Consider the following 10,609-nt stretch of genomic DNA (forward strand, 5'->3'; position numbering starts at 1 on the left):
CTACCATAATGTCGGCATATCCACGCTTTCCGCGGGAGATGCTTTCGAATCATCCGTTCCCTCTTTCACTTGCGCCTCTTTGATTCCGTCCGACAATAACGTGTATATCTTCAATAAATCTTTATTATTCTTCAACATGCTCTTGTGCATATTCATAATTCCCTCGTCTCCCCGTCTTGCAGGTCCGGTTTGTGCTTCTTCCGGCGTCAACAACATCACTTTGTGCGCAGTTTCGAATATCAACGGACGCAACATCGCGAATGACAATCCATGTTCTTCCAGCAATTTTCCCGCCACACTATACAAATAATTCGGGAAATTGCAGGCAAAAACGGCAGCGAGGTGTAATTCTTTGCGCTGCATAGAATTTATCGCGTATATTTTACCGGATAACTTCTCTGCCAACATCTTGATTTTTCCTAAAACATTCGGCGAACTCCCCTCGATACACAAAGGAATCTCATCAAAATCCAAATCCCTTTTTTTCGAAAAAGTCTGAACCGGATACAGTACACCATAATTCTTTGAGTAAGGCTTGAGTATATCCATCGGCAAACTTCCGGAGGTATGTAGTAACAACGCTTCTTCTTTAATTCTAATTGTCTTTAACAAAGACGCTAACGAATCATCACTTACACAAAATATATAAATATCTCCATCGGGATAAATCTCGCTCATTTCTGCCGTGTAGGCTATTCCCGTTTTCATTCCCAGCAGGCGGGCAGATTCAAGCGTGCGACTGTATATCTGACATAAATTCTCCCCCGCTTTTAATAAAGCTGCCGCTAAATGATGTGCCACGTTTCCCGCTCCAATCAATATGATTCTCTCTTGTTCCATAACTAATAAGCAATATTTTTAGGTGGTAAAACCCCACTTTTCAACGCTTCCAGCAAGCGTTCGCATGCCTTGCATATATCCTCGTAAAAAATCTCTGATACCAACACCAATTTCCCGTTGGTCATTTGCAAATGCTTATACCCGTTGGTATTTTCCGATTGATTCAATAGAATCAAATCCCCACCGGGAATAAACGTGTGAGTCATTTGATTGCGCAGTTTATCGTATAGGAAAGAATTGTCATTCAATTGACGATAACGTCCCCCGAACAATTTCTTCACGGCAAGAGAAAAACGTTTGGCCGATTGTCCCTTGGCCTTCATAGGTTTGTTATCCAAGAAACTCCCCAATACCTCAATAGCCTGTCCCATGATGACAAACTGCATGTATGACAGCCCGACACCTTGTAATTTAGCAATTTCTTTTTCAACCACTTCACGCAAAAAATGCTCGCTTCTTTCTATTTGTTCTTCTGCTTCCATATCATAGTCAAAAGTAATGCGAATAATCGAAAGTTACAAATATGATTTTTATAAACATTTCTGTCTATATAATCGTTTTAAACCATAAATTTGCACCGCGATAACTAAGGAGATAAATTATGATGCTATTTAACAACCAACCGATAGATAATAAAGAATATTCCGAAGATATTTTAAATCACGGATTAAGTATATATGAAGTCTGCCGAGTTTTTAGAGACAATGTCATTTTTATGAATGACAACTTGTTAAGATTGGATAATTCAATTAAAAAATCAGGTCTGGATATAGACTTGACAACCTTGCACGTGGAAGAAAAACTGAAGCGTTTGATTGAACTCGAACATATCAAGGAAGGTAATATAAAATATGTACTACACGTTTCCCCCACGGGAGTTGACGAATATGTTTACCAGATAAAACACTCCTACCCGAAAGAAGAAGACTATCAGCACGGAGTTGACACGGTAACTTGCCGTGCCATGCGGGAAAACGCCGAGGTCAAATACATTAATTCCGGTTTGCGGGAAATGACAAATAAAATCATCGGCGAACAAGGCGTACACGAGGTATTACTCATTGATGACGAGAATTTTATCACGGAAGGCTCTCGCTCCAACGTATTTTTTATCAAAGACAATACCTTGTTCACGGCACCTCTCCCTCATGTATTACCCGGAACAAGTCGCAAGCGGGTACTGACCATCTGTCAGGAAAATAACATCCGGGTAGAAGAAAAACGAGTGGCTTACAAAGACTTATCCACTTATGAAGCAGCCTTCATCACGGGTACTTCTCCATTGGTATTGCCCATATTGCATATAGACAATATTACCTTTGCTCCTCACCATCCTCTGCTTGTCCGAGTTATGGAATATTACTTCGATTTGTTAAATAAGAATTTTTAGAACTGTTTTACACGAATTTGTTTTGATAGGAAATACATTTTTCTTAATATTGCAAGTGTAACATCCTTTTGTCATAGAATGTTACGCTTTGATTTTTTAATAGCATATAATGAAATACACGATACTACTGATATTAATTTTTGTTGTACTTATTACTATCCCTTGGAAATCTCACCCCGAAAAGATCCAAGTTGAAGAAATTCCCCCTCAGGATACGTTAGCCATAGCCATACATGATTTATTCACCAATGAATATTCCGATCTTGACGAAACCAAACGTTTAGATAATACCATCGAACGATTTATGCGTCAATGGGAAATAAAAGGTGCATCGTTGGCGATTATGAAAGACGGGAAATTAATTTACAGTAAAGGATACGGGTATGCGGATGAAGAAAACGGAATAAAAACAGACGTGAATCATATCTTCCGTATTGCTTCGGTTTCCAAATTAATCACCGCGGCAGGCATCATGAAGTTAGTCGAAAATGGCAAACTATCTTTGGATGACAAGGTTTTCGGAGAGGACGGGATATTGAACGACACGACGCTATATTACCCGATCAAGGATAAAAGAGCCAAAAACATTACCGTTGAAAATTTGCTCCGGCATCAAGGTGGTTTCACCGCACGTTACGGAGATCCGATGTTCAATCCCGTGGATATCGCGAAGAAAATGGATGTTCCTGCGCCTGCCGACCTCAACACGGTTATCAAGTTCGTATTATCAAGACGTTTGGGTTTTACTCCCGGCACAAGTACCAATTATTCCAATGTGGGGTATGGTATCCTGACCAAGATCATCGAGCAAGTTGCCGGGGAAAATTACGAACGCTTCATTCAGGATAATATCTTAATCCCCGCAGGATGTTATGATATGCATCTGGCACATAATCTTTATGAAGAACGTTATTTGAACGAGGTACGTTACTACGAACAGGCGGATGCCGATCTAATCCGTGCCTGTGATGGTAGAGATACCTTACTCCCTCGCAGTAACGGCGGAAATAACATAGAAGCTCTTTCCGGAGCCGGTGGTTGGGTAGCCTCTCCTACTGAATTATTATGTTTCTTGGCCGCGATAGACGGGGACGATTCCTATCCGGATGTATTAAGTCAGAACAGCATCAACACCATGGTTAGTTGCCCGGGTTTCTCTTTGCCTATCGGTTGGATGAAAACAAATGGTCGCGGAGATTGGTTACGTTCCGGTACATTGGCTGGCACCAGTGCAATGCTCAAGCGTCAACATGATGGTTTTTGTTGGGCTTTCGTGACAAACACAAGTAATTGGACCGGACCTCATTTCCCGCAGAAAATAGAAAGCATGGTATACCAAGCAATGAACCGGGTAAAAGAATGGCCGGACAGAAATTTGTTCGATCCTGCCTATTGCAAAAACTTCCATGACAAGAAAAAACTGTTGGCAGACGATAGAAGCACAAAATTCGGACCTCCCTTGCCCGATAATATTTAAGCGATGAACTTTTTGAACGGACGTCATATTCTGATCGCTCCCAATGCTTTCAAAGGGAGTATAAATGCTTTTGATTTTTGTAAAGTCGTGGCGGCGGAATTTGAAGAATGTGGCTTGTCTACCGTGTCGCTCCCGCTGGGTGATGGCGGCGATGGAACTGCCGAAATAATTGCATGGTATTTAGACGCGATTCCCGTTAAAACGCTGACAAAAGATGCATTGGGAAGAGAGCATACCGCATCCTATTTTATGCATGAAAATACCGCTATCATAGAACTTGCGGCTGCCTGCGGTCTGAAACACTTGAAACGGGAAGAATATGACATTTTAAATGCGACTACAACCGGATTCGGAATATTAATAAACCATGCAATAGCACACGGGGCAAAGGAATTAATTCTTTGTGTCGGGGGAAGCGCCAGTGTTGATGGCGGTACCGGGGCTCTTTTGGAAATGGGTTTGACAATTGTAGACGAGGATAGTAAAAACAATAACCATATTACAGATATTAAGGATATTGACATAGAATACTTACAGCAAAAATTTAAAGATATCCGTATAACTATTCTTTGCGATGTTGACAATCCGCTTTGCGGGCCGAAAGGAGCCGCATCCGTGTTTGGTCCACAGAAAGGTGCCTCTCCCGAACAAGTTATCATGCTGGATAAACAATTGCGTTATTTTGCCGATTTACTACACGCTAAAACAGGCAAAGAAGTGTATAACTTGAAACATGGCGGTGCGGCGGGAGGCATCACGGCAGCCATGTATGCCTTGTTGAATGCCCGTCTTGTATCCGGCTCATCATATTGCCTTTCTCTCGCCCGTTTCCGGGAACATCTATCCGGAGCGGTTGTCGTCATCACGGGGGAAGGTAAAATTGATCTACAATCGCTTTATGGCAAGATACCCGGTACGGTAGCTTCCTTGTGCAGAGAGCGAAATATACCGGTTTACGCTATTGTAGGACTCGCTGAAAAACAGGCAATTCCCTATTTCGACAAAGTGTTCACCTTGGTCACTTATGCCCGTTCCGTACACGACTCCATCACGAATACCTCCCATTACTTGAAACTGGCGGCACAAGCGATGATTGATACTTTATATTTATCGGCTTATTCGGATTGATTCTCTATTACAAATAAATTATCACTTTTTCTTTGAGTTTTGCTTACAATTTATAAATTTTGCAGCCTCAAAACGTGCGAAAAAGAATAATTATTAATATAAATATAACAGTTAAAACTATGTCATTTAAAATTCTCGCGATTAACCCGGGTTCAACATCCACGAAAATCGCTATATTCGAGGACGAAAACGAGAAGTTTGTAAAAAACATTAAACATTCGGCAGAGGAGATTGCCCAATTCGACAACGTGGCTTCTCAATTCCAATTTAGGAAAGATATCATTCTCTCCGAATTAAAAAACGCCGGATTTGATATTAACGAAATTCAAGCCATTGTCGGAAGAGGTGGTTTAGTTAAACCTATCGAATCTGGTGTATATGAGGTAAATGAAGCATTAATTCATGACTTGAATAATCCCCCTCTTGGTGAACATGCTTCCAATTTAGGCGGTTTAATCGCAAACGATATCGCTAAATCGCTTAAAAACGGAGCGAAAGCATATATCGCTGACCCGGTTGTTGTTGACGAATTGCAAGACGTGGCACGCGTCAGCGGTCATCCGGCATTCAAGAGAGTTTCAATCTTCCATGCATTGAACCAAAAAGCAATCGCTCGTACCTATGCCAAAGAGATTGGCAAAAAATACGAGGACACGAATTTAATCGTGGCTCACTTGGGTGGTGGTGTTTCCGTTGGAGCACACCTGCAAGGACGTGTTGTCGACGTGAATAATGCATTGGACGGGGACGGTCCGTTTTCACCGGAACGTTCAGGTTCTCTCCCGACCGGACAACTCGTAAAACTTTGTTTCAGCGGTACCAAAACGGAAGCCGAAATCAAGAAAATGATTAAAGGCGAAGGCGGCTTGGTGGCTCACTTGGGCACAAATGATGCTTATGAGGTAGAAATGAAAGCCAAAGAAGATCCGAAATACAAATTAATTCAAGATGCCATGTCCTATCAGGTTGGTAAGGCAATCGGTGCGATGGCTGCCGTGTTGAAAGGTAAAGTGGATGGAATCCTGTTGACCGGGGGAATCGCTTACAATCCTTTCCTCGTGGATTACGTGAAAGAAATGGTGGGTTTCATCGCTCCCGTGAAAGCTTACGGCGGAGAGGATGAAATGAGAGCTTTGGCGATGAACGGCTTAATGGTTCTTCGAGGTGAACTTACTGGGAAGACTTACAAGTAAATAAATAATTTAGGATTAGATAGTTTGAAAGTCCGCTGGAAATAATCCGGCGGACTTTTATTTTCATCACTCGTTAGCTCCAAAAACAAGGCTGTAAAGCTTTAATTAATACAAATTATTTGTAGTTTTGCAAAAACCAAAACTCGAAGTAAAAAATGAAGAAGTCTACTTATTCACTTAACATGTTAAGTCTGTTACTTGTATTTGTCATATCCGGAAATAGTATGGCGCAAGAAACATCCTTAAAGAAACAAGATTTAAAAACAAAGGCAAAAGTAACCTCATTCTTCTCCAGTTACCTGTCCGGTAAAGAGAAAGTATGTGAAGATAAAGCCACCCTCAAATTGTCAGACGTGAAGAAAATGCAGAATATTGTATGGGAGGCTTGGAAAGATGCCAATAATAACTTCACGGAAGAGAAATTAATCGACCTCGAAAAATTGGATAACACGAAATCCGGGAAATGGACTCTCCCGGCAGAACTTGAACCCAACGCTATTATGCCTTATTACTGGGGATTTAAAGGTGAAACAATCCCTGAAAAGGGATACCCGTTATACTTGTACACGCACGGATCGGGACACAAGGATGCCGAGTGGAAAACGGGAATCAGTATATGTAAGAATTTTGATGACGCTCCCTCTGTTTACTTTATTCCCCAAATACCAAACATGGGAGATTATTACCGTTGGTGGCAAAAAGCCAAGCAATACGCATGGAAAAAGATGCTTCGTCTGGCCTTTGTTACCGGCAAAATAAATCCCAATAAGATCTACTTTTTCGGAATTTCCGAAGGTGGATACGGTAGTCAGCGTCTTGCTTCATTCTATGCAGACTATTTAGCCGGAGCGGGTCCTATGGCAGGTGGTGAACCATTGAAAAACGCACCTGTCGAGAACTGCAGGAATATTGCTTTTTCTTTACGCACAGGAGCCTTGGACAGGGGATTTTACCGGAATAAACTCACCCAATACACAAAGGACGAATTTGATAGATTAGAAAAATTATACCCGGGAAGTTTTATTCACTATATCGAACTCATCCCCGGTATGGGACACGGCATAGATTACAAACCCACTACACCTTGGTTGAAGCAATATACCCGTAATCCTTATCCAAAATTCGTGAGTTGGGAGAATTTCGAAATGGACGGATTGTACCGTGACGGATTCTACAATTTAGCCGTGAAAGAACGCTCAAATGATGATACCAAATCCAGAACCTATTACGAATTAAATATCATGGACAACCATATCGCCCTCAAAGCAGATGTGGTAACTTACAAAGCCACGGAAATAGACCCGAACTGGGGAATTGAACTCAAATGCGAGAAGAATTACCAACCCGCTACCAAAGGAAAAGTAATCATTTACCTGTGTGAAGAATTGGTAAACTTGGACAAAGAAATAACCCTAACTGTCAATGGTAAAGAGGTTTTCAAAGGAAAAGTTAAACCGGAACTCAAACACATCGTGAATAGTTGTGCAACATTCTTTGATCCCGCGAGACTTTATCCCGCGGCCATTGAAGTAGACATCGCAAATCTATAGAGACCACCATATTAAAGAAAAAGACGGTGTAAAAGAGAGACCATCCAACTCTTTTACACCGTCTTTTTATATAAAATATTGAAGGCAATTCTTCACCATTAACGCTATTCCAATCTTTATCGCGTTCTCATCCGGTGACATTTTCGGGTTATGCAACGGGGGCATATTCTCTTGCTCCGGCGGACGAACTCCCAATACCCAAAAAGCCCCGGGAATCTTTTCCAAATAAATAGCAAAATCCTCCCCTAAAGTGAGATGATTCATCGAAATCACACGGTCTTCCCCCAAAAGTTCTGTCGCATTATTAGTCACGAATTTTGTCAGTTGCTCGTCATTCACGAGTACGGGCAACCCGTTCCAAGTTTTGTCCATGGTAAAAGTACATCCATACAACTCACAAATCTCCTTGGACTTTTGTTCTATCAACTCGAATAGCCGGTAACGCAATGTATTATCATGTGTCCTGACCGTTCCCAAAACTTCCACTTTATCGGGAATTACATTATTGCATGTTCCCCCGTGCACGGAAGTAATCGAAATCACGGCAGGAATCAAGGGATCACGGAATTTAGTGACTAAAGTCTGGTAGAATTGAATCAAACAAGCAGTTGCCAGAATCGGATCTGATCCCATGTGAGGCATTGCCGCATGAGTCCCTTTCCCTTCGACAGAAAAGATTATATTATCGGAAGAAGCAAAAAATGCCCCCGAACGGATTCCGATTGTTCCGGTCGGCAAATTAGGAAAAACATGCTGCCCGAATATAGCTTGCGGCACAGGGGCTTTCAATAACTCCGGCAACAAAAGACGAGCTCCACCCGGTCTTTTCTCTTCACTAGGTTGGAATACGACCTTTACCATCCCGTTCAACTCCTGTTCCCGTGATTTTAAAACAACAGTAGCCCCTAACACCATAGCCATGTGCATATCATGCCCGCAAGCATGCATCATTCCCGGATTCAGAGAACAAAATGGCAATCCGGTTTCTTCTGTTACCTTCAAAGCATCCATATCCGCACGAATAGCCACACACTTCTCCCCTTGCCCGATCATCGCGATAACACCGGTCCCGACGGTACGGTATACAATTCCGTATTTATCCAATACTTCTGTAATATAACGCTGTGTTTCCACCTCCTGCATGGCAAATTCCGGATGCTGGTGAAAATGACGCCTGAATTCCACGGCTAACGGAAAAATATCTTCTACACTCATATTTAATCCTGTTGAAATACAACTACTCTTTTATATGTATCAAAGCATTCGCCAATATAGCGGTAAGACCTCCCGTGGTAATTCCCGATGAAAAGATATTCTTTATCGTATCCGGGCAATAAGCCAGTATCTCCGGGATCAATTCAACACTTAACCCGAGTGAAAAACTTAAAGCTATCACGAGAGTCGCTTTCCGGTTAATATTCTGGGAAGCAATAATCCGGATTCCGGCTGCTGCCACCGTCCCGAACATCAACAAAGTAGCACCACCGAGCACGGGTTCCGGCATCAACGAAAAGACCAGCCCCACGGCAGGGAAAAGACCTAAAATGACCAGAAAAGCAGCAATATAATATCCCACGTATCGACTGGCAACACCTGTCAATTGAATCATCCCGTTATTCTGGGCGAAAACGGAATTCGGGAAAGAATTGAAAACCCCGGCCAAAAAAGAATTGAAACCATCCGCCAAGATACCTCCCGAGGCACGCTTGATAAACTTCTCTCCTTCCACCGGCTCACCGGAAATCATGGAATTTGCCGTAATATCCCCGTAAGCCTCAATCGCCGTGATCATATAAATCAAACCGATAGCTATAAAAGACGACCAGTCAAAAGCCAATCCGTATTTGAACGGTACCGGAATATTCACACCGGAATAGCTCTGTACCGAGGAAAAATCAATCATTCCCATGAAATAAGCGATAACATACCCGACAACCAACCCGATCACGATAGAACTCATCCGGAGATATTTGTTCGTGCTCCGGTTAAAAAAGATAATCAGCACCAACACCAATGCAGCCAATCCAAGATACTCGAAACTACCGAACGTGCCGTTAGCTTTCGCCACTACACCACCTCCGCAAGCTGTTATCCCGACTTTCACGAGGCTCATTCCGATCAAAGTGACCACTATCCCCGATACCAACGGAGTGATAATTCTTTTAGCGTATTTAAGTATGCGGCTAATCAGCATTTCCACCACGGAACCTGCCATACATACCCCGAAAATCAAAGGCAGTCCCCCCAGTAATCCCGTTGATATAATAGGTCCGATAAACGAAAAACTAGTTCCTTGAATACACAATAACCCAGTACCGATGGGCCCGACTCGTTTACACTGAATAAACGTAGAAATCCCGGATGCGAAAAGAGCCATCGAAACAAGAAAACCTGTCGTTTCCAAATCAAGATTCAAAGCTCCCGCGATAATCAACGGCGGAGTAATAATAGCGACAAAAATAGCCAACAAATGCTGTAACGCGGCAAAGAACGCTTCTTTAAAAGGTGGCCGATCTTCAATCCCGTATATAATGGCAGAACTCACTTGTTTATTCGTGCTCATAATTTATACGGTTACCTGATTTTAATTTGACAATTATCCAGACTGTCTATAATAGCCAACGATTCGATATGCACGCCTCTCTCCCGCAACGAGTCACCCCCGTGTTGGAATGCCTTTTCTATAATAAATCCCATGCCCGCGAGTTGAGCACCCGCTTGTTCGATCAAGTCAATGATACCGTTCGCGGCATTCCCGTTCGCCAGAAAATCATCAATAAAAAGAACCCTATCTCCTTCTTTCAAAAAATCCCGACTGATACAAACATTATATTCTCGGTCTTTCGTGAAAGACCGAATCGTCGTGGAAATCATATTTTCCATCGTTTTGGGTTGCTTCTTCTTCGCGAAGACTACCGGTAACTCCAAAAGATACCCCACCATGATAGCCGGGGCAATACCACTCGCTTCAATCGTCATCACCTTGTTGAAATCCTTATTGGCAAAACGCCGCACGAATTCAACCCCGATA

General features: G+C 42.4%; 10 protein-coding genes. 5 read left to right on the forward strand and 5 right to left on the reverse strand.

The features are described 5' to 3' along the window. Together Q5866_RS17805 and Q5866_RS17810 are read right to left on the reverse strand one after the other, a co-directional pair. Positions 1-840, reverse strand: coding sequence for a Rossmann-like and DUF2520 domain-containing protein (locus Q5866_RS17805; RefSeq protein ID WP_099292480.1), 840 nt, complete (start codon positions 838-840; stop codon positions 1-3). Positions 841-842: 2 nt separating this feature from the next. Further along, on the reverse strand, positions 843-1,322 hold the full coding sequence (locus tag Q5866_RS17810; protein WP_292267658.1) for a hypothetical protein: 480 nt from the start codon (positions 1,320-1,322) through the stop codon (positions 843-845). Between the two features lie 122 nt (positions 1,323-1,444). Here Q5866_RS17810 and Q5866_RS17815 point away from each other — a divergent pair, with 122 nt between their 5' ends. The 5 genes from Q5866_RS17815 (at position 1,445) to Q5866_RS17835 (ending at position 7,578) form a co-directional block, all read left to right on the forward strand. Beyond that, entirely contained in the window at positions 1,445-2,230 is a 786-nt protein-coding gene (locus Q5866_RS17815; RefSeq protein WP_292267748.1) for an aminotransferase class IV, read from the forward strand. 109 nt (positions 2,231-2,339) lie between these two features. Further along, positions 2,340-3,707 carry a serine hydrolase gene (locus Q5866_RS17820; RefSeq protein WP_303181595.1) on the forward strand — a complete coding sequence of 456 codons (1,368 nt, stop codon included), beginning with the start codon at positions 2,340-2,342 and terminating at the stop codon, positions 3,705-3,707. A 3-nt stretch (positions 3,708-3,710) separates the two neighbouring features. Next, positions 3,711-4,835 (forward strand): glycerate kinase, encoded by a 1,125-nt coding sequence (locus tag Q5866_RS17825; RefSeq protein WP_303181597.1) that lies wholly within the window; start codon positions 3,711-3,713, stop codon positions 4,833-4,835. A gap of 119 nt (positions 4,836-4,954) precedes the next feature. Beyond that, positions 4,955-6,028, forward strand: a complete 1,074-nt coding sequence (gene buk / locus Q5866_RS17830; protein ID WP_186975393.1) for a butyrate kinase — start codon at positions 4,955-4,957, stop codon at positions 6,026-6,028. Positions 6,029-6,183: 155 nt separating this feature from the next. Beyond that, positions 6,184-7,578, forward strand: coding sequence for a hypothetical protein (locus Q5866_RS17835; protein ID WP_303181599.1), 1,395 nt, complete (start codon positions 6,184-6,186; stop codon positions 7,576-7,578). A gap of 66 nt (positions 7,579-7,644) precedes the next feature. On the opposite strand, the gene Q5866_RS17840 is transcribed toward Q5866_RS17835, so the two are convergent. From Q5866_RS17840 to xpt, 3 genes are all read right to left on the reverse strand, one after another. After that, positions 7,645-8,793 (reverse strand): M20 family metallopeptidase, encoded by a 1,149-nt coding sequence (locus Q5866_RS17840; protein WP_303181601.1) that lies wholly within the window; start codon positions 8,791-8,793, stop codon positions 7,645-7,647. Positions 8,794-8,815: 22 nt separating this feature from the next. After that, on the reverse strand, positions 8,816-10,141 hold the full coding sequence (locus Q5866_RS17845; protein ID WP_303181603.1) for a nucleobase:cation symporter-2 family protein: 1,326 nt from the start codon (positions 10,139-10,141) through the stop codon (positions 8,816-8,818). Positions 10,142-10,152: 11 nt separating this feature from the next. Beyond that, the coding region (xpt, locus tag Q5866_RS17850) for a xanthine phosphoribosyltransferase (protein WP_303181605.1) at positions 10,153-10,609 on the reverse strand (457 nt) is incomplete at its 5' end.

It is taken from the genome of uncultured Butyricimonas sp. (assembly GCF_959596855.1).
Classification (GTDB): Bacteria; Bacteroidota; Bacteroidia; order Bacteroidales; family Marinifilaceae; genus Butyricimonas; species Butyricimonas muris.